The organism is Aestuariibaculum suncheonense (assembly GCF_014596935.1).
GTDB classification, from domain to species: Bacteria; Bacteroidota; Bacteroidia; order Flavobacteriales; family Flavobacteriaceae; genus Aestuariibaculum; species Aestuariibaculum suncheonense.
Genome location: NZ_JACVXC010000001.1, coordinates 321,150 through 345,138 on the forward strand (window position 1 = coordinate 321,150; position 23,989 = coordinate 345,138).

Annotated in this window: 20 protein-coding genes; 12 read left to right on the plus strand and 8 right to left on the minus strand. The window is 35.9% G+C overall.

All coding sequences use genetic code 11. The annotated features are described in order from the left end of the window. Positions 1-182: 182 nt before the first annotated feature. The 5 genes from ICJ84_RS01410 (at position 183) to ICJ84_RS01430 (ending at position 8,180) form a co-directional block, all read left to right on the plus strand. Complete coding sequence (locus ICJ84_RS01410; RefSeq protein WP_188214578.1) at positions 183-3,179, plus strand: leucine--tRNA ligase; 2,997 nt, start codon at positions 183-185, stop codon at positions 3,177-3,179. A gap of 290 nt (positions 3,180-3,469) precedes the next feature. Then, positions 3,470-4,570: an alanine dehydrogenase gene (ald, locus tag ICJ84_RS01415; RefSeq protein ID WP_188214579.1), complete on the plus strand. Its 1,101-nt coding sequence runs from the start codon at positions 3,470-3,472 to the stop codon at positions 4,568-4,570. Positions 4,571-4,733: 163 nt separating this feature from the next. After that, positions 4,734-5,432: a zinc metallopeptidase gene (locus ICJ84_RS01420; protein ID WP_188214580.1), complete on the plus strand. Its 699-nt coding sequence runs from the start codon at positions 4,734-4,736 to the stop codon at positions 5,430-5,432. A gap of 125 nt (positions 5,433-5,557) precedes the next feature. Next, positions 5,558-7,327 (plus strand): MutS-related protein, encoded by a 1,770-nt coding sequence (locus tag ICJ84_RS01425; protein ID WP_188214581.1) that lies wholly within the window; start codon positions 5,558-5,560, stop codon positions 7,325-7,327. Between the two features lie 73 nt (positions 7,328-7,400). Further along, a complete protein-coding gene (locus ICJ84_RS01430; RefSeq protein ID WP_188214582.1) occupies positions 7,401-8,180 on the plus strand; it encodes an amidohydrolase in 780 nt (259 codons plus the stop codon). Here ICJ84_RS01430 and ICJ84_RS01435 read toward each other — a convergent pair. Both ICJ84_RS01435 and ICJ84_RS01440 read right to left on the minus strand, forming a co-directional pair. Then, entirely contained in the window at positions 8,167-9,771 is a 1,605-nt protein-coding gene (locus tag ICJ84_RS01435) for an Ig-like domain-containing protein (protein ID WP_188214583.1), read from the minus strand. The two genes, ICJ84_RS01430 and ICJ84_RS01435, sit on opposite strands and share 14 nt — an antisense overlap. A 58-nt stretch (positions 9,772-9,829) precedes the next feature. Further along, positions 9,830-10,507 (minus strand): ComF family protein, encoded by a 678-nt coding sequence (locus ICJ84_RS01440; protein ID WP_188214584.1) that lies wholly within the window; start codon positions 10,505-10,507, stop codon positions 9,830-9,832. A 110-nt stretch (positions 10,508-10,617) separates the two neighbouring features. Between ICJ84_RS01440 and ICJ84_RS01445 the strand changes: the two genes are divergently transcribed. Then, entirely contained in the window at positions 10,618-12,162 is a 1,545-nt protein-coding gene (locus tag ICJ84_RS01445) for a glycine--tRNA ligase (protein WP_188214585.1), read from the plus strand. A 57-nt stretch (positions 12,163-12,219) separates the two neighbouring features. On the opposite strand, the gene ICJ84_RS01450 is transcribed toward ICJ84_RS01445, so the two are convergent. Together ICJ84_RS01450 and ICJ84_RS01455 are read right to left on the minus strand one after the other, a co-directional pair. Continuing rightward, positions 12,220-12,690 carry an Lrp/AsnC family transcriptional regulator gene (locus tag ICJ84_RS01450; protein ID WP_188214586.1) on the minus strand — a complete coding sequence of 157 codons (471 nt, stop codon included), beginning with the start codon at positions 12,688-12,690 and terminating at the stop codon, positions 12,220-12,222. A 59-nt stretch (positions 12,691-12,749) separates the two neighbouring features. Continuing rightward, a complete protein-coding gene (locus ICJ84_RS01455) occupies positions 12,750-14,114 on the minus strand; it encodes a saccharopine dehydrogenase family protein (protein ID WP_188214587.1) in 1,365 nt (454 codons plus the stop codon). A 79-nt stretch (positions 14,115-14,193) separates the two neighbouring features. On the opposite strand from ICJ84_RS01455, the gene ICJ84_RS01460 reads away from it, so the two are divergent. Both ICJ84_RS01460 and pckA read left to right on the plus strand, forming a co-directional pair. Next, entirely contained in the window at positions 14,194-14,580 is a 387-nt protein-coding gene (locus ICJ84_RS01460; RefSeq protein WP_188214588.1) for a DUF423 domain-containing protein, read from the plus strand. Between the two features lie 73 nt (positions 14,581-14,653). After that, on the plus strand, positions 14,654-16,270 hold the full coding sequence (pckA, locus tag ICJ84_RS01465) for a phosphoenolpyruvate carboxykinase (ATP) (RefSeq protein ID WP_188214589.1): 1,617 nt from the start codon (positions 14,654-14,656) through the stop codon (positions 16,268-16,270). Positions 16,271-16,352: 82 nt separating this feature from the next. Here the strand turns inward: pckA and ICJ84_RS01470 are convergent, their stop codons facing one another. Together ICJ84_RS01470 and ICJ84_RS01475 are read right to left on the minus strand one after the other, a co-directional pair. Further along, positions 16,353-17,102 carry a uroporphyrinogen-III synthase gene (locus tag ICJ84_RS01470; protein WP_188214590.1) on the minus strand — a complete coding sequence of 250 codons (750 nt, stop codon included), beginning with the start codon at positions 17,100-17,102 and terminating at the stop codon, positions 16,353-16,355. A gap of 20 nt (positions 17,103-17,122) precedes the next feature. Next, the gene (locus tag ICJ84_RS01475; protein WP_188214591.1) at positions 17,123-17,770 is read right to left on the minus strand and encodes a DUF4271 domain-containing protein; all 648 of its coding nucleotides are present in this window, start codon (positions 17,768-17,770) and stop codon (positions 17,123-17,125) included. Positions 17,771-17,894: 124 nt separating this feature from the next. Between ICJ84_RS01475 and ICJ84_RS01480 the strand changes: the two genes are divergently transcribed. The 3 genes from ICJ84_RS01480 to ICJ84_RS01490 are packed head-to-tail and all read left to right on the plus strand — an operon-like array spanning position 17,895 to position 20,486. Continuing rightward, positions 17,895-18,617 carry a polyprenol monophosphomannose synthase gene (locus ICJ84_RS01480; RefSeq protein WP_188214592.1) on the plus strand — a complete coding sequence of 241 codons (723 nt, stop codon included), beginning with the start codon at positions 17,895-17,897 and terminating at the stop codon, positions 18,615-18,617. Between the two features lie 13 nt (positions 18,618-18,630). Continuing rightward, positions 18,631-19,971 (plus strand): dihydroorotase, encoded by a 1,341-nt coding sequence (locus ICJ84_RS01485; RefSeq protein WP_188214593.1) that lies wholly within the window; start codon positions 18,631-18,633, stop codon positions 19,969-19,971. Positions 19,972-19,973: 2 nt separating this feature from the next. Then, on the plus strand, positions 19,974-20,486 hold the full coding sequence (locus ICJ84_RS01490) for a DUF4296 domain-containing protein (protein WP_188214594.1): 513 nt from the start codon (positions 19,974-19,976) through the stop codon (positions 20,484-20,486). Here the strand turns inward: ICJ84_RS01490 and ICJ84_RS01495 are convergent. Next, the gene (locus tag ICJ84_RS01495) at positions 20,449-21,456 is read right to left on the minus strand and encodes an NAD-dependent epimerase/dehydratase family protein (RefSeq protein WP_188214595.1); all 1,008 of its coding nucleotides are present in this window, start codon (positions 21,454-21,456) and stop codon (positions 20,449-20,451) included. The genes ICJ84_RS01490 and ICJ84_RS01495 overlap by 38 nt on opposite strands. Before the next feature lie 89 nt (positions 21,457-21,545). Between ICJ84_RS01495 and tyrS the strand changes: the two genes are divergently transcribed. Next, positions 21,546-22,841 (plus strand): tyrosine--tRNA ligase, encoded by a 1,296-nt coding sequence (tyrS, locus tag ICJ84_RS01500; RefSeq protein ID WP_188214596.1) that lies wholly within the window; start codon positions 21,546-21,548, stop codon positions 22,839-22,841. A gap of 124 nt (positions 22,842-22,965) precedes the next feature. On the opposite strand, the gene ICJ84_RS01505 is transcribed toward tyrS, so the two are convergent. Then, a complete protein-coding gene (locus tag ICJ84_RS01505; protein WP_188214597.1) occupies positions 22,966-23,946 on the minus strand; it encodes a LuxE/PaaK family acyltransferase in 981 nt (326 codons plus the stop codon). Positions 23,947-23,989: the final 43 nt, after the last annotated feature.

Sequence of the window (23,989 nt, forward strand, 5' to 3'; positions counted from 1 at the left end):
GCGAAATTACAAATTGTCTTTAAAACGGACGCTTAAAGGATTGTTATAATAAAGACATAGAATTCAATTTTATTAATTGTCTATAAAGGCTTTCTGTTTTGTGAAGAAACCGTAAATTTGCGCTTTTAAAAAGCAGAATTACAATAGGATGAATGCCTGTTGAAAGAATAATATATAAGTAGATGAAATACGATTTCAATCAAATCGAGAAGAAGTGGCAAGAATACTGGGCCAAAAATCAAACGTTTAAGGCTGAAAATCATTCAGAGAAACCTAAATATTATGTATTAGACATGTTCCCTTACCCAAGTGGTGCCGGATTACATGTTGGGCATCCGCTGGGATATATTGCCTCTGATATTTATGCGCGTTACAAGCGTCATCAAGGGTTTAATGTGTTGCATCCCCAGGGGTATGATAGCTTTGGTTTACCGGCAGAACAGTATGCGATTCAAACCGGACAGCATCCAGCCATAACTACCGAAACGAATATTGCAACCTATCGTCGTCAGTTAGATCAAATCGGGTTTTCATTCGACTGGTCTCGCGAGGTTCGTACGTCTGACCCGAGTTACTATAAATGGACACAGTGGATTTTCATTCAGTTATTTAATTCGTGGTATAACAACGATGCAAATAAAGCAGAAGATATTTCAACATTAATCAAGATTTTTGAAATTGAAGGAAATACTAAGGTTAATGCGGTTTGTGATGATGCTGTTGAAATGTTTACAGCTGAAGACTGGAGCGTCTTTTCATCGAAAGAACAACAAGCTATTTTATTACAATATCGTTTAACCTACTTGGCAGAAACCGAAGTAAACTGGTGTCCTGCTTTAGGAACCGTTTTGGCAAATGACGAGATTGTTAACGGCGTGTCTGAACGTGGCGGTCATCCGGTAGTGAGAAAGAAAATGACACAATGGAGTATGCGTATTTCAGCTTATGCCGAGCGTTTGCTTCAAGGTCTGGAAGCCATTGACTGGACAGACTCTTTAAAGGAAAGTCAGCGTAACTGGATTGGGAAATCGGTTGGTGCTGCCGTAACTTTTAATGTGAAAAATCACGATGAAGTGATTGAAGTGTTTACCACACGTCCTGATACCATTTTTGGGGTAAGTTTTATGACTCTGGCACCAGAACACGACTTAGTATCTAAAATTACAACGTCTGAACAAAAAGCTGAGGTTGAAGCTTATATTGAAGCGACGGCGAAACGCAGTGAACGTGAGCGTATGGCCGATGTAAAAACCATTACAGGAGCCTTTACCGGAGCGTATGCCGAGCATCCGTTTACTAAAGAACCAATTCCGGTTTGGATTGGTGATTACGTGTTGGCTGGTTACGGAACTGGAGCGGTTATGTCAGTGCCTTGTGGCGATCAGCGTGATTACGATTTTGCGAAGCATTTCAATATTGAGATTCCAAATATATTTGAAGGTGCCGATATTTCGGAAGAAGCCTTTGCTGATAAAGACAAAACCATTATCGCAAATAGCGATTTCTTAAATGGTTTAAACTATAAAGAAGCTACTAAAACGGTTATCGCTGAGTTAGAAAAATTAGGCTGCGGACAAGGGAAAACCAATTACCGTTTACGCGATGCGGTATTTAGTCGTCAGCGTTACTGGGGTGAGCCGTTTCCGGTGTATTACGTCGATGGGATGCCACAAATGATTGATGCAGCCCATTTGCCAATTCAGTTGCCTGAAGTAGAAAAATATTTACCAACCGAAACTGGTGAGCCACCTTTAGGCAACGCCACTGTTTGGGCTTGGAATACTGAAACAAATGAAGTTGTTTCTAACGATTTAATTGATCATAAAACTATATTTCCGTTAGAATTAAACACTATGCCGGGTTGGGCTGGAAGTTCGTGGTATTTTAACCGTTATATGGATGCTAATAATACTGAAGCTTTTGCAAGTGAGGAAGCGTTGAATTACTGGAAAGATGTCGATTTATATATCGGCGGAAGCGAGCATGCTACCGGACATTTATTATATGCACGTTTCTGGCAAAAGTTCTTATTCGATAAAGGGGTTGTGCCTGTTGATGAGTTTGCTAAAAAACTGATTAACCAAGGGATGATTTTGGGTACAAGTGCTTTTGTATTTCGAGTAACATTAATGTGGGTTGATACAGTTCATCATAGAGGAAGTAGAGAGTATTTGGAAGAATTAAATAAATCCTTCCCAACAATTTTATGCTCTTCAGATACATATCAAAAATACTTCAGTGAAGAATTGTCTTTATTTGAATTAAATGAAAAGTATGATATTCCTGAATTAGATAATTTTATTTGTAGTGTGGATACTAATAAAGTGGATTTATATAAGTTATATTTTGGAGACAATATGATTCACGCTGATGTATCTTTTGTAAATGCATCAGATGAATTAGATATTGAAGCCTTTAAAAACTGGAGAGAAGAATATAAAAATGCTGAGTTTATTACTGAAGATGATGGAACTTTCAAAGTAAAACGCGAAGTTGAAAAAATGTCGAAATCGAAGTACAATGTGGTAAATCCAGACCAGATTTGTATCGATTACGGAGCGGATTCTTTACGTTTATATGAAATGTTCTTAGGGCCGTTAGAACAATACAAGCCTTGGAATACTGCTGGTATTACAGGGGTTCATGGGTTCCTTAAAAAACTATGGAAACTTTATGTTGACGATAACGGATTACGAGTAGATGATAGCGAAGCAAGTGCAGACAGTTTAAAAACACTTCATAAAACCATTAAGAAAGTACAGGAAGATATCGAGAACTTCTCATTCAATACTTCGGTATCAACCTTTATGATTGCGGTTAATGAATTAACAGCACAAAAATGTACTTCAAAAGCCGTTTTAGAGCAATTGTTAGTGTTAATTTCACCGTATGCGCCTCATATTGCTGAGGAATTATGGAGTCAGTTAGGGCATAACGAATCGATTTCAACAGTAGCGTTCCCTAAATTCGACGAAAGTCATTTAGTTGAAAGCAGCAAGAATTACCCAATTTCATTTAATGGTAAAATGCGTTTCACCCTAGAGTTGCCGTTAGATATGAGTAAGGAAGATATTGAAAAAACGGTGTTGGCTCACGAAAAAACACAGGAACAATTACAAGGCAGAACGCCTAAAAAGGTTATTGTGGTACCAGGAAAAATTGTAAATATTGTAGGCTAAAACTTCAGCTTAAAATTTTATTAATAAAATCAAAGCATTGCGCATCGAATTATTGTGCAATGCTTTTTTTGTATGCGACTATATATGAGGTGTTTATGTGATTTAATTTTACTTCTTTGAAAGTAAAAATCTTCAATATAAATCTATTAAATCTATAGTATTTATTTAATTCATAATTTATTGTTAAAACCATTAGTAATAATGTATTTAAAACAGACATTTGCTGAAAATTACCAAAAGGAGTTATTTGGTGTAATTATTTTATAACTAACTTTTTAAATAAATTCAAAATGAAAATTGGTGTTCCTATAGAAATTAAAAACAATGAGAACAGAGTAGGGATGACGCCTTCAGGTGTGTTCGAATTAACGAAGAGAAACCACGACGTATACGTGCAAAAAAATGCAGGTTTTGGTAGTGGGTTTTTCGATAAGGATTATATCGATGCTGGTGCAACTATTCTAGAAACCATTGAAGAGGTTTATGAGGTAGCAGACATGATTGTTAAGGTGAAGGAACCTATCGAACAGGAGTACAACTTAATTAAAGAAGATCAGGTTGTATTTACTTATTTTCATTTTGCATCAAGTGAAGCACTTACAAAAGCAATGATCGACAGCAAATCGGTTTGTATTGCTTACGAAACTGTAGAAGATGCTGATGGTTCATTACCATTATTAGTACCAATGTCTGAAGTTGCAGGTAGAATGTCTATCCAACAAGGTGCTAAATACTTAGAGAAGCCAATTAAAGGTCGTGGAATTTTATTAGGAGGTGTTCCTGGTGTAAAGCCGGCTAATGTATTAGTATTAGGTGGTGGTATCGTAGGTATCCAGGCAGCTAAAATGGCAGCTGGTTTAGGCGCTAACGTAACTATCATGGATATCAACATGAAACAACTACGTTACATTGCTGATATTATGCCAGCTAACGTAAATACGGAGTTCTCTAGTGAGTACAACATTAGAAAACACTTACCAAAAACAGATTTAATTATTGGAGGTGTATTAATTAAAGGAGCAAAGGCACCTAAGTTAATCACTAAAGATATGCTTAAAGAAATGCGTCCAGGAACAGTAATCGTTGACGTTGCTGTAGATCAAGGTGGATGTTTCGAAACGACTCATGCAACAACACACCAAGATCCTACTTACATCATTGATGATGTAGTACACTATTGTGTGGCTAACATGCCAGGTGCTGTACCTTATACATCTACAGTAGCTTTAACTAACGTAACTCTACCTTACGTAATTAAATTAGCTAACGAAGGATGGGAGCAGGCTTGTGCTAACAACGCGTCTTTAGCAAAAGGATTAAACGTAGTAAAAGGAGATATCGTTTATAAAGAAATCGCTGAAGCTTTCGGTTTAGAATTTTTAGCGTCTTAATAAAAGAGGTATTGAAATATATTGGAAACGGGGTGTTAGAAATAACATCCCGTTTTTTTATGCGAATAGTTTTAACAAATTTTTAGCGACTGACAGATTATCATATCGCTAACTATGGCTTTATTTTTGTTATATTTAGTTTAGATTTTAAACATTAAAACAAATGATAGGATATTATATATTAATAGGTGGTATTGCCTTAGTAAGCTGGTTAGTTAGTAATCAGTTAAAACGAAAATTTGAACAATATTCTAAAGTACAACTTAGAAACGGGATGAGTGGCGCTGAGATTGCTGAAAAAATGCTGGCCGATCACGGTATTACCGATGTTGAAGTAATATCCACTCCAGGTCGTTTAACCGATCACTACAATCCTAAGAATAAAACAGTGAATTTAAGTGAAGCTGTATATCATGAACGTAATGCCGCAGCAGCGGCTGTAGCAGCTCACGAATGTGGTCATGCGGTACAACATGCACAGGCTTACGAATGGTTAAAAATGCGTTCGGCTTTAGTACCTGTTGTTAGTGTAACCTCAGGAATGTCACAATGGTTAGTTATTGGTGGTTTAGTTTTAGGTGCGGCCGAAAGTGCAGGAATGGGATTTTATGTTGCTGTTCTTGGTTTAATATTTATGGCTGCTGCAACCTTGTTTAGTTTTATAACTTTACCGGTAGAATACGACGCCAGTAATCGTGCTTTAGCCTGGCTGAAAAATAAAAATATGGTGTCTCAGCAGGAATATGCAGGTTCTGAAGATGCGCTTAAATGGGCTGCCAGAACATATTTAGTAGCTGCGATAGGAGCCTTAGCAAACTTACTATATTGGGGATTGCGTGTATTAGGCGGTTCCAGAGATTAAATCTTTAAGATATTTAATTAAGCCCTGAAGACATTCGGGGCTTTTTTGTTTCTTTACTCGATAATCAAGCTTAAAAAAAAATAAGCTCTAATTTTAAGTCAAAATATTCTTTTCAATACTATCAGATGGAATCACCACTTTCTTATTATAAAAAACACTTAGATATTTATACAGCCGAGGCTCAAAAGTATTACCGACAAATGACAGGTTTGAGCACTTTGCGTTTATTGGTATTTGTTCTAACAATAGGAGGAGTTTATCTGTTTTTTCAACAGTGGCAAATTGCAATTACTATTGCGCTGTTTGGAATTACGGTATTTATTTATCTGTTGTCAAGATATAATGATATAAAAGCTAAACGAAATTTTAATAATGCTTTAGCTGATATTAATGAAGCCGAAATTAAAATTCATTCCGGAGACTTTCATGATCGTGATCAAGGGCTGCAGTTTCAGGATCCAAAACACTGTTATAGTTTAGATATCGACTTGTTTGGACGCGGTTCTTTCTTCCAGTTTATCAATAGAACGACTAATGCCGAAGGCACACTAAACTTAGCCAATTTGTTAAAAGCTAATAATATTGAAGATATTGAAGTCCGTCAGGAAGCCATAAAAGAATTAAGCCATAAACCAGAATGGCGCCAGTTTTATTCGGCAACATCTAGTTTGGTACATGTGGAAACACCTGCAAAACAAATTATAACCTGGCTGAATAGTTACACATCTTTTCTTCCAAAATTCATAAAATGGCTGCCATTAGTATTCACATTTGTAACGGTTGGTCTGGCTGTAGGGGCATTTTTCGATTTTTCGGTTACAGCATATTTAGGATATTGGCTACTTGTTGGATTAGGAATTAGTGGTGGTTACCTGAAGAAAATAAATATTCTGGCTTCTAATACCGATAAAGTTAAAGACACGTTCAGACAATATGCACAGTTGTTAGATTTAATCGAGCAGGAAACTTTTGCTTCCGATTTATTAAAGGAAAAACAGCAACAAATTCAGTTAGACGACGAGAAAGCATCTACTATTTTTAAGGCTTTTTCTCGTTCGTTAGATGCTTTAGATAATCGAAATAATTTAATAGGTGCTATTTTTGGAAACGGCTATTTTCTAACCGATTTAAAAAACAGTTATCGCATAGAAAAATGGATTGAAACCTATGGACATAAGGTTGCCGACTGGTTTGAAGTCGTATCGTTTTTCGGCGCCTATAATACTTTGGGGAATTTCACCTTTAACCATCCGGAATTTGTGTTCCCAGAAATTATTGAAAACGGACCAACGCTTCAGGCGCAACAGTTAGGGCATCCGTTGTTGAATAAAGCTAAACGTGTTGATAGTGACGTAACGATAGCACAGGAACAGTTTTTTATAGTCACTGGCGCTAATATGGCTGGAAAAAGTACCTTTTTAAGAACAATTTCACTTCATATTGTTATGGCTAATGTCGGGTTGCCGGTTTGCGCCAAATTGAGTGTGTATTCGCCAATAAAGCTCATTACCAGTATGCGAACCACCGATTCGTTAACCGATGATAGTTCGTATTTCTTTTCAGAGTTAACACGTTTAAAATACATTGTCGATACCATTAAAACAGAACGTTATTTTATAGTGCTCGATGAAATTTTAAAAGGAACAAACAGTACCGATAAAGCCATTGGCTCTAAAAAGTTTGTTGAGAAATTAGTAGCTTCCAATGCTACCGGAATTATCGCGACTCACGATTTAAGTTTGTGTGAGATTGAACAGGATTTGGAAGAAGTCAAGAATTATTATTTCGATGCTGAAATTATTAATGATGAGCTGTATTTCGATTATAAGTTGAAACAAGGTGTTTGTCAGAATATGAATGCGTCTTTCCTATTGAAAAAAATGGAAATTGTTTAGAAAATATAATCATTGGGTATCGCTTAATTTCAATTAGTTAGTATCTTTAATCTAACTAATAGCCTCTTTTATTATGCAAGATCAATTGAAACTCGCCCTTGTTCAATCCGATTTAGTTTGGGAGAATCCTAAAGCTAATCGGAAAAATTTCAACGAAAAAATAGAAACTATAAAAGGTAAAGTCGACATTATTGTGCTTCCAGAAATGTTTACCACAGCCTTTACCATGAATGCTGAAGCGGTTGCCGAAACTATGGATGGCAAAACCCTGTCTTGGATGCAGAAAACAGCCGAAAAAACAGGAGCAGCCATTACGGGAAGTATCATCATAGAAGACGATAAAACGTACTACAATCGTTTGCTGTTTGTGGAGCCTTCAGGAGTTGTTTCCTTTTATGATAAGCGCCACACGTTTACTTTGGCAGGCGAAGACAAGGTGTTTTCAAAAGGAGATAAAAAAGTAATAATAGAATATAAAGGCTGGAAAATTTGTCCGCAGGTATGCTACGATTTGCGTTTTCCGGTTTGGGTGCGTAATGTTGAAGAGTACGATGTGTTATTGTATGTAGCCAATTGGCCAAAACCACGAATTTTTGCCTGGGACACTTTACTTAAAGCCCGAGCAATTGAAAATATGTGTTATTGTATAGGCGTCAATCGTGTGGGGTTAGACGATTTACAAAATGAGTATTGCGGTAATTCTGAAGTTTATGATGTTTTAGGTAACGCGATTTCTAAACTAAAACCTAATCGAGATATGATAGATGTGGTTACTTTAGAGCGCAACCACATCAATTTTTATCGTAATAAACTGAAGTTTTTAGAAGATAAAGACGCCTTTATTCTCCTGTAAAGTTCAGAGTTTCTTCCAGTCCCCAGTCGGCTCTGATTTCTATTTCTTTAAAGAAGCTTACCTCTTCCGGTTGTGTTTTCTTTAGGTAACTTCCAGTATCAAAAATGCCATTGCCATTACTGTCATGAATCACTCTGATGTAGAACATGCCTGCAGGTAAGTTTTCGAAGTCTACCGGGCCTTCTTTTGTTACTTTTTGTTCGTGTTTAACCTCTCCTTTTTCAGTAGTTAACTGAATAATAACCGGGAGTTTAGCATTTACTAAATTAAAGCGAACATAACCAAACTCTGATGATTTTTTAGTTCTAATCGCGTAGTCAAGCGTATCAGCATTTTTGTTGTCGAAAAAGTCTGTTAACGCTTCCGGCAGAATTTGAATTTTATAATTGTTGTCTTCGGTTTTCTTAAAATCAATGGCATAAGTATTATCCAGACTATCCAGTTTGGTTGTGAAATTAACAGGAACAGAGTCTTTATCAATTAATGTTACTTTAGACGTGTCAAAACTTACAAAAGGAATATTCCCTTTAATTTTAAATAGTTCTGAAATGCTGTTAGCAGGAATGCTTTTAATAATTAACGAATCTTTATCCTGCGGACGAATTTTAACCGTGTAATCTTTTGAATATTCAGCTTTTGAAACTTTGAAAATTAACGAGTCGACTTCAACTTTTGGTCTGTACCAATAATTAAGCGTATCGGTTTTTTCTTCTTTAGTTATACGATGCTCGAAGTATGTAGGCACTTCTGATGTCACATCGATTTTCATGTCGTCAATAGGGCCCTCATATCCAAAAGCAATTTTTTGCTGAGCCGCAATAAACGGACGCGTCGCTTTAAAATCTAAAGTTTCTTTAAACAGTTTAATCGTATAACTGGAATCGGTAGGTACGGTAATAATATGGTCGTAAAACCCTATTTGATCGGTTTTTTGCTGAAATTTATTATCTCCGTTATTGTCTTTCAAAGCCATTAATAAATATTTACCAGCTTTAATATTTTCAATATTGAAGGTCGTAACGCTGTCTAAAGTATTTGTAATATACGTTGGTACTTTATTGTACACAATGGAGTCGTTAAACGTAGAATCTACCTCATAAAGTCCAACATTAACAAAGGTTTCAGGTTTTGTATTTAGAGCATCAATAATTTTTCCTTTTACTGAAAGTGAATCGATGTAACTTCCCGTAGAAAACACATAACGGTAGTATGGATAGGGGTTACCTTCGTTGTTGTCGGTAATACTGTTGCCAAAGTTAAAGGCGTAAGTGGTATTAGGTTTTAAGGTGTCTTTAATTTTTATGGTGATAAACTTACTGGCACCTCCAAGCGGGGTTACCTCTGGCTGGTATTCCATAGGTGGTGAGATAATAAGCTGTTTTTGGAGGTCTTTAATTTTGATGTATTCATCAAAATATATTTTAATCTCGGTACCCTTAAAATTAGTGGTAAAGTTTTCAGGAAGTGATTTTATAATTTGCGGAGGCGTTTCATCTTTTGGACCACCATCTGGTGTTCCTCGGTTGGCACAGTTAACTAAAACCAAGCCAATTAAGGCTATTAAAATAACATTTGAAAGCGTCTTGTTCATTCCCTGTTCTGAATTTTTAGCAAACCTACATAATTTTAAAGATATAACGACTAACTGTTTAGGCTATTGCCATAGTCGCAATGCTTATTTTTATATTCTTGGTTTGCTGTAATACGTTAATGCATGCTTCTAAAGTGGCGCCGGTTGTAATAAGGTCATCAACCAGTAAAATATGTTTGTTTTCCATAGTTTTACGGTCATTTAGTTTGAATAGTTCAGTGTTATTATTCCAGCGCGCAAACCGAATTTTATTCACTTGCGATGCGGTGTTTGTTACTTTCACTAAAACATCATCCCTATATTCGGCATGTAAAGCTTCAGCAATTTGTTGTCCGAATTTAGCAACCTGATTGTAGCCGCGTTTTTTCAATTTCTTTTTATGTAACGGCACTGGAATCACCACGTCTACATTTTGATATTGTGGTAAGGTTTTAAGCTCACTACCTAACCAATCTCCTAATGTAATGCCAATAGTTTCATAACCTTTATATTTTAATCCGTGTATAAGCTGTTGAACTGGCCCCTTCTTTTCAAATCGAAATAGTGCCGTAGCGTTTTCAATTTCTGCACGTCCGTAAAGTACTTTTTTAACGGTGTCGGTATTATCAAAATGAAAATTGGTTACAGGTAAATCGTGTCGGCAATTAACACAGATGTTTTCTTCGTTATCATTCAGAGTGTTCAGGCAGGCATAACACACTTTTGGAAATAATAAATTGATAACAGATTGAAACATTGATTGCGAAAAAATGGGTTCTATAAACTTAAACAAAAAATTAATGTATTGCACCTTTAATTTTTAATGAAGAATTCCATTAGTTAGCAGCGGTTTTTTATTTTTGCAGCATGGCAAATCAAGACGATCAATTTAAAAAGGTAATCTCTCACGCAAAGGAGTATGGTTACGTGTTTCAGAGTAGTGAAATCTACGACGGATTAAGTGCAGTTTACGACTATGCACAAAATGGTGCAGAATTAAAGAAAAACATTCGCGATTACTGGTGGAAAGCCATGGTGCAGATGAATGAAAATATAGTTGGTATTGACGCCGCTATTTTTATGCATCCAACCACATGGAAAGCTTCAGGTCACGTTGATGCCTTTAACGATCCGTTAATAGATAACAAGGATTCTAAAAAGCGTTATCGCGCCGATGTTTTAATTGAAGACTACTGTGCTAAAATTGAAGCTAAAATAGATAAAGAAGTAGCTAAAGCAGAAAAACGCTTTGGTGAAGCTTTTAATAAAGCAGAATTTGTATCTACAAACCCTCGTGTTTTAGGATATCAGGAAAAAATAAATGAGATTCTTTCGCGTATGGCAAAATCTTTAGAAAATGAAGATTTAGCCGATGTGAAAGCTTTAATTGAGGAATTAGAAATTGCCGATCCGTTAACCGGAAGTAAAAACTGGACCGACGTGAAGCAATTCAACTTAATGTTTGGTACCAAGTTAGGAGCCTCTGCTGAAAATGCGATGGACTTATACTTACGTCCTGAAACAGCACAAGGTATTTTTGTGAACTTTTTAAACGTTCAGAAAACCGGACGTATGAAAATACCATTCGGAATAGCGCAAACCGGTAAAGCGTTTAGAAATGAGATTGTAGCCAGACAGTTTATTTTTAGAATGCGTGAATTCGAGCAAATGGAAATGCAGTTTTTTATTAAGCCGGGAACACAGCAGGAATGGTACGAGCATTGGAAAGAAACCCGATTAAAGTGGCACTTAAGTTTGGGGATGGGTGAAGATAACTACCGTTTCCATGACCATGAAAAATTAGCGCATTATGCTGATGCAGCTGCCGATATCGAGTTTAAATTCCCATTCGGATTTAAAGAATTAGAAGGAATCCACTCAAGAACTGACTTCGATTTAAGTCAGCATGAAAAATTCTCTGGTAAAAAATTACAGTATTTCGATCCGGAAGAAAATAAAAGCTATGTGCCTTACGTTTTAGAAACGTCTATTGGTTTGGATCGTATGTTCTTAGCGGTATTCTCGAACTCATTAGTTGAAGAAGAATTAGAAAACGGAACGTCAAGAACTGTTTTAAAATTACCAAGTGTATTAGCACCAATTAAAGCGGCAGTTTTACCATTGGTTAAAAAAGATGGTTTACCAGAAGTAGCGCGTAAAATCGTTGATGACTTGAAATGGGATTTCAACATAGATTACGATGAAAAAGATGCTGTAGGGCGTCGTTACCGTAGACAAGATGCTAACGGAACACCGTTCTGCATTACTGTAGATCACGATACTTTAGAAGATAACACCGTAACGATTCGACATAGAGATTCTATGGAGCAGGAGCGTGTTAAAATTGAAGACTTACGTGAGATCATTAAGAAAGAAGTTGATGTACGCAACTGGTTAATGAAAATGCAATAATCTGAAACTAATTTCAGAAGCTACATAACAAAAATCCCGAGCTTGCTCGGGATTTTTTTATATCTGTATTTGTCGGTCGATTTGCTGATCAAGGGAAATCATTGACTCGGTTCGCAATACCCCGGGAATAGTTTGTATGTCGTTGTTTAGTAAATGCATAAGGTGGGCGTTATCTAAACAAAGTAATTTGATAAATATGTTGTAAGTCCCCGTTGTATAATGGCACTCGAGAACTTCCGGAATGCGTTTTAAAGCTTTTACAATAGATTCATTATTTGTAGCATGATCTAAATAAATGCCAACAAATGCCATAGTGTTGTATCCTAACACTTTTGAGTTAAGGATAAACTTCGAGCCCGAAATGAGCTTCGATTTTTCAAGCTTTCGTAAACGTTGATGAATAGCTGCTCCCGATATTCCAACATTACGGGCAATTTCTAAAATAGGGGTACGGGCATCGGTAGTTAAGGCTCTCAGTATTTTTTTATCGATACCATCAATAGTAATCGTTTTGGGTTTTGCTTTCATTCATTTCAGTTTAGAACATAAATGTAATTATTTCGTTTTAAATTGAAATAAATATGCAGCTATATGTTTAAAGGATTATAACCGAAATAAGGAACGTCTTCTTCTTTAAATTTAATGCCGTAAGTTTCAAGTTCTTTTAAGATAGGTGTATAGACTTCTTTTGTAATTGGAATTTGAACACCAGGAGTTTTTATTTTACCATTCAAAATAGCCAAAGTCGCCATAGCGACAGGTAAACCAACGGTTTTAGACATAGCGGTATAGGTTTGATTATCTCCCAAGACAACCATACTCGAATCTATTTGATACATTTCTCCGTTTAATTCGTAGCCGAATTTATGATACATAACAATCATGTCTTTATCCTTTTCATCTAATGTCCAGCTATCCATCAATATTTTTTGAAGAATTTGTGCCGGTGTGGCCTTCTTTAATTCCACTTGTTTAGTGTTACTGAAAAGGTCGAGTTCCAAAAGTTTATCCCACATAATATCATCCTGATCGATTTTTAATTGATGGCGCAATTTCAGTTCCACGGAATCGGTTGGGCTGTAGGGTAAAAAGGAATTGATAAAATCGCGATAACTCATATGTTCGCTATCATCTATAGTGTAGCTGTCATCAGTCATGCCAAGAGCTACAAAAATATTCCAGGCACGACTAAATCCAACACGACGAATCGTACCGCGGTATAAGGTTTTAATATCGTTTAAGCCATAGACACTTTGGTATTTTAAAGAGTCGCGGTTGGCGTAAACTTCAAATCGCCCGTAGTTTTCAATATCAATAAATTCGGTGCGACGGAATAAGCGATTATAAGGAATGTATTTGTAAGTGCCTTCCTGAAGAAATTTTGCGGCACCACCTTGTCCTGCGGTCACTACATTTCTCGGATTCCAGGTGAATTTATAATTCCACAGGTTGTTGTCACTTTCCGGAGCAACTAAACCACCAGTGAAGGATTCAAATAAAATCATTTTTCCGCCTTTGGTACGGATACGGTCAATTACTTGCATGGCGCTCATGTGATCAATGCCGGGATCAACGCCAATTTCATTCATAAAAATCAAGCCTTTCTGTTTGGCTTCTTCATCTAAAGCTTGCATTTCCGGACTGATATAAGATGCGGTTACCATGTTTTTGTTAAAGGCGATACAGTCTTTAGCAACTTCAATATGAAAACGTGCCGGAAGCATTGAAATCACAATATCTGCTTTTTGTATGGCAGTTTTGCGAGCTTCATCATTAAAAACATCTAACTCAATAATGTCAACCGCTTTATGAGAACCAACTAGTTTTTTTGCCTGTTCGGTGTTTATATCGCCAATAGTAATGTGGAGATGTTCGCTTTGAGATTTATCGAGTAAATATTTTAGCAGGTAAGTGGTAGATTTACCTAAACCAATGACTAATATGTTTCGCATAATGAGTTTAGTTGAGTAATTTTGTATGTACTAATTTAGTAAATACAAAACGTATTTATTTAAAAAATAGAATATTGATATGAACAAGCGATTATTAATTGCCGGTGCCATTTTAGGAGCAATAAGTGTGATGTTAGGTGCTTTTGGTGCCCACGGATTAAAATCCTTAATAGAGTCAGAAGCCATAAATACTTTTGAAACCGGTGTGCGTTATCAAATGTATCATGCATTTTTACTATTGTTTATAGGCGTTGTTCCAAATGTGCAGGAAAAAGCAAAAAAAGTCCTGTTTTACCTGGTGCTTACCGGGGTTATTTTGTTTTCAGGTTCTATTTACGCTTTAGCTACAAATGTGTTAACAACTTTCGATTTTAAAACCATTGGTTTTGTAACGCCAATAGGTGGTTTGTTTTTAATAAGTTCTTGGGTGTTTTTGATTATTAATTTCGTAAAAAATAAATATTAAAACAAGTTAAAATTAATATTAGATAAAAAATATTGTATTAGTTTTGTCAAGTATATAATTTTTAAACGAAACTATGGAAAACTATAGTCAAATTACGAAAACGATTTCGTTAGAAAAATATGGAATTAAAAATGCCGATGTAAGGTATCAGTTAACGCCAGACGAGCTGCACCAGATAGCTATTGAAAAAGGGCAGGCTGTCGAGGCTTCTTCAGGGGCTTTGGCTGTTAATACCGGAGAGTTTACAGGACGCTCACCTAAGGACAGATTTATAGTTAAAGACGATGTTACTCGCGACCGTGTTTGGTGGGGTGATATCAACATTCCATTCGACGCTGATAAGTTTGATGCCTTATACAATAAGGTAACCAATTATTTATCAAACAAAGAGGTATTTGTTAGAGATAGTTATGCTTGTGCAGACGAGCATTACAAGTTGAACATTCGTGTTATTAACGAGTACCCTTGGAGTAACCAGTTTGCTTACAACATGTTTTTAAGACCTACTGAAGAAGAATTGGTGGGCTTTGACCCGGAATGGACCATAGTCAATGCGCCTGGTTTTATGGCGAATCCAGAAGAAGATGGGACAAGACAACATAATTTTGCTATTTTAAATTTCACAAGAAAAATAGCGCTTATTGGAGGAACAGGTTATACTGGAGAAATTAAAAAAGGAATATTCTCTGCTTTAAACTTTATTCTACCGGTATTCAAAAATACCTTACCAATGCATTGTAGTGCTAATATTGGTGAGGATGGGGATACAGCTATATTCTTCGGGTTATCAGGGACAGGGAAAACCACCTTGTCTACCGATCCTAACAGAAGTTTAATTGGTGACGATGAGCATGGTTGGACGGCTGAAAATACCGTGTTTAATTTTGAAGGCGGTTGTTATGCAAAGGTAATTAACCTATCGAGAGAAAACGAGCCTGAAATTTACGATGCGATTAAAAAAGGAGCGATTCTTGAAAACGTGATTCTTGACGCCGATAAGAATGTGATTTTTGAAGATACGTCAATTACTCAAAATACTAGGGTGAGCTACCCGTTAAACCATATTGAAAATATTCAGGTACCGTCTATCGGAAAAAATCCTAAGAATATTTTCTTTTTAACCGCTGATGCCTTTGGAGTATTGCCTCCAATATCTAAGTTAACCCCTGCTCAGGCAGCTTATCATTTCATTTCTGGTTATACGGCAAAAGTAGCAGGAACTGAAGCTGGTGTAGTAGAGCCCGTGCCATCATTTTCTGCATGTTTTGGAGCGCCGTTTATGCCTTTACATCCAGCAAAGTATGCAGAGATGTTAAGTGCTAAAATGACGGAATCAGGTGTGAATGTATGGTTGGTAAACACGGGTTGGACTGGTGGTCCTTACGGTGTGGGTACGCGTATGAAATTAAAGTACACTCGTGCTATGATTAATGCAGTGCTTAATGGTGATTTAGGATTGTATAATTATGATAACTATCATATCCACTCTGTATTTGGAGTAGCACAACCTAGAGAATGTCCAGGTGTGCCATCATCAGTATTAAGTCCGAGAGCAACCTGGAATGATGATGAGAAATATTATACAACGGCGTTTAAATTAAGTAACGCTTTCCGTGAAAACTTCAAAAAATTTGAAGCTCACTGTAGTGAAGAAATCCGTCGTGGAGGTCCACAACGCTATGCATTTTAACTTTATCAACTAAACTAAATACCAAAAAAAGGCTGATTTTTAATAAAATCAGCCTTTTTTTATGTTTTTTAAGGAACGTGTATTATTTTCCTTTGTTTACTTTTTCGATGTATTTTTCTAAAGCCATTGTCATAGAAGGGGTTTCTGGTGTTGGTGCAGCGATATCTACACGTAAGCCTTTTTCTTCTACAGCTTGAATGGTTGTATTTCCAAAGACAGCAATACGGGTATCATTTTGCTTGAAGTCTGGGAAATTATGAAATAAAGACTCAATACCAGAGGGACTAAAGAATACTAAAACATCGTAAGTTACATCTTCTAAATCAGAAAGGTCACTAATTACTGTTTTGTAAAAAATAGCTTGTTTCCAGTCTACGCCTAAAGCATTTAATGTATCAGGTACTTCGTCTTTTACTTTGTCTGTGTTAGGTAATAAAAATTTTTCGTCTTTATACTTTTTAATTAAAGGAGAAAGTTCTGAGAAAGTGCGTTTCCCTACATAGATTTTACGCTTTCTGTAAACAACATATTTTTGAAGATAAAAAGCAACAGCTTCAGACTGGCAAAAATATTTCATCGTATCAGGCACTTTAAAACGCATTTCGTCAGCTACTCTAAAGAAATGGTCTACGGCGTTTCTACTGGTTAATATAATAGCAGTGTATTTGCTTAAATCAACTTTTTGTTGTCTAACTTCCTTCGCAGGAACTCCTTCAACATGTATGAACGGGCGAAAGTCTATTTTTACTTTTTGTTTTTCTATTAAATCGAAGTAAGGCGAGTTTTCTATTTTAGGTTCTGGTTGAGATACTAAAATGGTTTTCACTTTCATGGGCGCAAGTTGTTAGGTTGTCATTTAAAAATAAACACCTTGAATAAAATAATATAAGGTGCGATTTCAAGTGTGCAAAGATACAAAATAAAATAAAACAAGTTGGGTTTTATTAAACTTTGATGGGCTTTAAACGAAGTAATTAGTCCCACTATATTGATAATTAATAAAAAGATAATTATAATATAAATGAAATTTAAACTTGGCGTGAAACTATAAAGCAAAATAGCATTTATAGGCAGTAATAGTAAGCCCAAATAGTTTTTGTAGGTAATTTTTTGAAAGAGATAAAGGTCGGTTAATTTTTCAATTTCAAAAATACTGGCTACCAAACGTTCAATAAGAACTTTAATTAATATGAAAACAGCAATTCCTGTAGCTAGTTTTACAATAGCATCGGGGTAAATTGTTGTAGTATTTGTCGTTTTAAGATGTATGATGTATACAAAAACTGAAACCGAAAGTATCAGATTAAAGAACAGTAAGGCTTCAAATTTATCTAGAAATTTTTGCTCTCGAGCATAAATCTTCAGATACTTAGAGTTGCCTATTACATAGGTAAAATCATTAAAACGTTTAGGAGCAATAAGCTTTGTTATGGCTACTGTTATCAGGCCAATGATAATAAAAATAGTGAATAAATCGTTAGATAGCGTTTCTCTAAGCATGTTGTAAAATTATTATAAAAATTTTATAAGAAAAGGTAATTATTAAGGAATATTTAAAATAAATAAACCTGTAATAGTGTACATTTGCTGAAATTAAATTTAAAGTCTCATTTAACACCAAAGAATGACAAACGCTATTGTAATCATTCCTACTTACAACGAAATAGAAAATATCGAAGCGATAATAAAAGCGGTGTTTTCTCAATCTAATGGTGTTCATGTTCTTATTGTTGATGACAATTCCCCAGATTTAACCGCTTTAAAAGTTAAGACGCTTCAAGCCGAATTTCCAAATCGTCTTTTTTTAGAAGAGCGTATGGAAAAATCCGGACTGGGTACGGCCTACATTCATGGGTTTAAATGGTGTTTAGAAAGAACATACGAGTATATCTTTGAAATGGACGCCGACTTTTCGCATAACCCTGACGATTTGGTACGATTGTATCAGGCTTGTCATGAAGAAGGCGCCGATTTAGCCATTGGCTCGCGTTATGCCACTGGAGTGAATGTGGTAAACTGGCCTATGAGTCGCGTATTAATGTCGTATTTTGCATCAAAATATGTGCGTTTTATAACCGGTATGAAAATACATGATACCACAGCAGGTTTTGTATGTTACAAACGTCAGGTACTGGAGATTATAGATTTGAATAATATCAAATTTATAGGATACGCATTTCAAATTGAAATGAAGTTTAAAGCTCATTTAAAAGGTTTTAAAATAACAGAAGTACCTGTCATTTTTACCGATAGAACCCTAGGCGAGTCGAAATTAAGTTCTGGCATAATTTCTGAAGCGATCTTTGGAGTCATCTCAATGAAATTGAAAAGCTTATTTAAGAAGTAGATAAATAATGAAAATGAAACAAACGTTAATAAAAAACGCTCACATTGTAAACGAAGGAACCGTTTTTAATGGTGATATACTGATAGAGGGCGAATATATTAAGGAAATAAGTGACTCTATAAGTGCAAAATCATCAGACGTGCACGTTATCGATGCCGAAGGGAAATACTTGCTGCCAGGGGCTATCGACGATCAGGTGCATTTTAGAGAGCCTGGTTTAACGCATAAGGCAAACATTGAAACCGAATCGAAAGCAGCTATTGCTGGAGGAATCACGTCGTTTGTAGAAATGCCAAATACCAATCCGCAAACCACAACGGTTGAAAAGTTAGAAGAAAAGTTTGCCATAGCAGCCGAAACATCTTCGGCAAATTATTCGTTTATGTTTGGTGGAACTAACGATAACTTGGACGAAATTTTAAAAGTAGATCCGAAAAGTGTTGCCGGGTTAAAACTGTTTTTAGGATCTTCAACAGGAAATATGCTGGTGGATAACCCAGAAGTACTTGAGAAAATTTTTAAAAGTACCAATATGGTCATTTCCGTGCACTGTGAAGATGAAGCCACTATCAAAAAGAATTTTCAGGAACATTTAGATAAGTATGGAGAAGATATTCCTGTGAAATGTCACCCGATTATCAGAAGTGAAGATGCCTGTTATATTTCGTCATCTAAAGCGATTGAATTAGCAAAGAAAACAGGAGCACGTTTGCATGTGTTTCACTTATCAACAGGAAAAGAAACGAAGTTATTCAGTAATAAAATTCCGTTAAAAGATAAAAAGATTACGGCTGAAGTTTGCGTACATCACTTGTGGTTCTCTGATGAAGATTATGATAAAAAAGGCACTTTAATCAAGTGGAATCCAGCGGTAAAAACTAAAGAAGACCGTGACCAGTTATGGGAAGCTTTATTAGACGATCGTATTGATGTGATTGCCACAGACCATGCGCCACATACTATAGAAGAGAAGAAAAACGTTTATACCAGTGCGCCTTCAGGTGGACCGTTAGTACAGCATGCCTTGCCGGCGATGTTGGAAATGTACCACCGTGGTAAAATTTCAATTGAAAAAGTGGTTGAGAAAATGTGTCACAATCCGGCGATTTTATTTGAAATTGAAAAGCGAGGCTATATTAAAGAAGGGTATTTTGCCGATTTAGTACTAGTTGATTTAAACAATCCGTGGACGGTAAAGAAAGAGAATATCTTATACAAATGCGGATGGTCTCCGTTTGAAGGAACAACCTTCAGGTCGAGAATTACACATACGTTTGTAAACGGAAGTCTGGTATATCAGAATGCTAAGTTTAGCAAGGTGAAAGCAGCTAAACGATTAACTTTTAATAGATAATGTTGAAGCAATTCATAACATATTTTTGTATTGTAGTTATAGCGACCTCCTGTGGTAATTTAAACGGACCTAAAAAACCTGAAAATTTAATTCCGAGGGATAAGATGGTCAATATTTTAATTGATGCGCGTTTAGTGGGTTCTGTTAACGGTACTAACAAGCGTCTTTTAGAAGATAAAGGTTATGATTTGAAAAATTATGTTTTTGAAAAGCATGGCATCGATAGTTTGCAATTTGCAGAAAGTAATGATTATTATACCTATCACATTAAGCAGTATCAGGATATTTTCGATAAAGCCATTGATAGCCTTGAACGTTTAAAAGGAGTTCTGGAAAAGAAACAAGAGGAAGAACAAAAAATAAGAAGGCGTAAGGAGTTAGACTCTGTAAGAAAGATAGAGAAATTAAAAGACTCTTTAATTAATTTAGATAAAAGGAAACTAAATAACGAGGTGGAAAAGGAGGATGGCATTTTGGCTAAACCTCTTTTAGAAAAAGATACCCTACCTCGGTAATTGAATCACTAACAGCTTTAAACTCGTAGTTTAGGGCTGTTTTTATTTTAGTGTTACTGTATGTCTTATTAGATGTTAAGGTCGTAGTTAAATGTTTCGTTAACTGTCTTCGTTTGCCAGTTAGTTTATGTTTTACCCAGTCTAAACGCCAGGCAAGGTTCAATAGTTTTTTAGAAGCTAATTTTTTAGGAATTTTAGCATTAACCGATGTTGCTAAACTTTGAAGAAAATTTTTGTAATGCCAGGTTTCAGCAACCAAAACAAAGCGTTCATTGTTGATGTTGCTCGCCATCAGTTGAATCAATATGTTTGTGACGTCTTTCACATCGACTAAACCAATTGTTCCGGAGGTATAATATTTAATTCCTTTGTAAGCTCTTTTAAATAGACTACCAGAACCGTATTTCCAGATGCCGGCACCAAGGATAACTCCGGGATTCACAATCACAGCATTCAAACCCTCTTGAGTTCCGCGCCAGACTTCGATTTCGGCACCATACTTAGTAATCGCGTAAACATTATTATCGTCTTCCGGATTCCATGCGGTTTCTTCATCAATAGTAGCGTTATTTATCGGTTTACCTAAAGCAGCAATAGAACTGACATAGCACAGCTTCTTGATGTTTTTAGCAAGGCAAATATTTACGATATTGGCAGTACCTTCAATATTAGTTTTTCGAAGTAATTGATATTTGTCGGGTTCAAAAGAAACAAAGGCAGCACAGTGATAAACGTAGTCAATACCGGTAAAGGCATCTTCTAAAGCCGGAATATCTAATAAATCGGCTTTTATCCATTCAATAGCATTAAAAAGATTTTCATACGACTCGGTGTAATTAGCAAACACAGCGTTTACCTGAGCTAATTTTGCTTCAGTTCTATAAATTGCTCGTACTTTTTCGTTGTTACTTACCAGTTTATAAAGCAAGTGTGAACCAACTAAACCAGTGCCTCCTGTTACTAAAATCATGCATCTAATGTAAAGAATTATTCATTATTCTAAAGTAATTCTACATTGATTTTTATCTTTGCCCTACTTATACAATAAATGAATACGTAATGATAAAGAATTTTGTTGAAGAATTAACTTGGCGCGGCATGATCCAGGATAGTATGCCAGGTACCGAAGAGCACTTAATGGAAGCTATGCGTTTGGCATATGTTGGGATTGATCCAACTGCAGACTCGTTGCATATTGGGCATTTGGTAGGTGTTATGGGACTTAAACATTTTCAATTATCAGGACACAAACCAGTGGCGCTTGTAGGAGGAGCAACCGGAATGATTGGTGACCCATCAGGGAAGTCTGCTGAGCGTAATTTATTGAACGAAGAAACCTTAAGGCACAATCAGAATGCGATTAAAGAGCAGTTGTCACGCTTTTTAGATTTTGATAGTGATGCTGAAAATGCTGCGGTTATTGTGAATAACTACGACTGGATGAAAGAGTTTTCATTTTTAGAATTTATTCGCGATGTTGGTAAGCATATTACGGTAAACTATATGATGGCTAAAGATTCCGTTAAGAAGCGTTTATCGTCTGAATCTTCAGTGGGGATGAGTTTTACTGAGTTTACGTATCAGTTAGTTCAGGGGTACGACTTTTTACACTTATTCCGCGAAAAGAACTGTACTTTACAAATGGGAGGAAGCGACCAATGGGGTAACATTACAACAGGTACCGAGTTAATTCGTCGTGTAGATTCAGGAAAGGGTTATGCCTTAACTTGGCCGTTAATTACAAAAGCTGACGGAACTAAATTTGGTAAAACCGAAGGCGGAAACATTTGGTTAGATGCAGAAAGAACATCGCCTTATAAATTCTATCAGTACTGGTTAAATACCAGTGATGTTGATGCTGAAAAATACATTAAAATTTTCACCTTCTTAACGCGTGAAGAGATTGAAGGTTTAATAGAAGAGCATAAGGAAGCTCCACATTTACGTGTGTTACAAAGACGTTTAGCGGAGGAAATTACTATTATGGTGCATTCTAAAGAAGAATTAGATAATGCCATTAAAGCAAGTGAAATCTTATTCGGGCAGTCTACAGGTGACGATTTAAAAGGCTTAAATGCGAAAACCTTTTTAGAAGTTTTTGAAGGGGTGCCATTAACTGAAATTTCACGAGAAGACATTGAAAACGGATTAGATATTATCGGTGCATTAGCAGAAAAAGGCGGTTTTTTAAAATCGAATAGTGAAGCCAGACGAGCTTTAAAAGAAAACTCTATTTCGGTAAATAAGGAAAAAGTTAAAGAAGATTATAGTATCACCGTAGAGGACTTAATAAACGATAAGTTTGTGCTGTTGCAACGAGGTAAGAAGAATTACTTTGTATTAAGTATCGTATAAAAGAAAAAGCCTGATGTCAAACATCAGGCTTTTTAATTAACCAACCTAAAAATAATTAATCTTTTAGTTTTGCTTTCTCAGCAAGAAGTTGGTCGTATATTTTAAATAAAACTTACATTATGCTTTATAAAACCATAAGGTTGCATCCGCGAATATCAGAATTGTCAAAACGGCCAATAACCTCAAAAGAATTATCCTTGTAAACTTTACCTAAATCCTGTGTCGCAATAAACGAACAGGAATTAATATTAGCTAAATCAATCACATTAATACCGCCGGCTTTGCCTTTTGGTAAAATGGTTAGGGCATCTTCGGTATCTCGCGTTAAAATCCGCATCCACTTCGGGCAATTAAAAACGCCATGTCCTTTCGAATAGCCCTGACTTAATAATTCGGTCATGCCATATTCACTATGAATGGCATCAACGCCCAATCCTTGTTTTAAAATATAATGAAGTTCTGCGCGAATTAATTCTTTTCGACGGCCTTTCATACCCCCGGTTTCCATAACAATGGTATTTTTCAGTTGAAACTGATGTGCTTCGACAAGATCGAGAAGAGCAAATGAAACTCCGATAAGTAAAATCTTTTTCCCGGAAGCATCTAAGTTAATTAAGGTGTCTTTTAATTCCGAAAGGTTATTGAGATAAAATCCGCTTTCAGCATGTTTAGATTGCTTAATCATGGCATTGACCATATAGATTAACGAAGATCCTTCACGTTCCAGATAAGACGGTAATAACGCTAAAACCACATAATCTTCAACCTTGCCGTAAAACGATTCAAAACCTTTAAAGAAACTATTTTCATAAATATTTAAATCGGTAACCAGATGTTTACTGGTTAAACTTCCTGTTGTCCCTGAACTGGTGAATGTAGTTTTAATTTTGTCTTCAGAGCTTAAAATCTCATGGGATTTAAAAAACTGAATGGGTAAAAAAGGAATGTCGTTTATGGTTTTTACATCACCTGGATGAATGTATAGTAAATCGCAAAACGATCGGTATACCCGATTGTTTTCGAACTGATGCCTGAAAACCTGCAAGGCAACGTTTTCAAACTCCTGGTCGTTCTTAATATTGAAAATGGAGGTCGTGTCTATCATATCTAAATTACCGAAACAAAAGTAGATAAAATAAAAAAGCGCC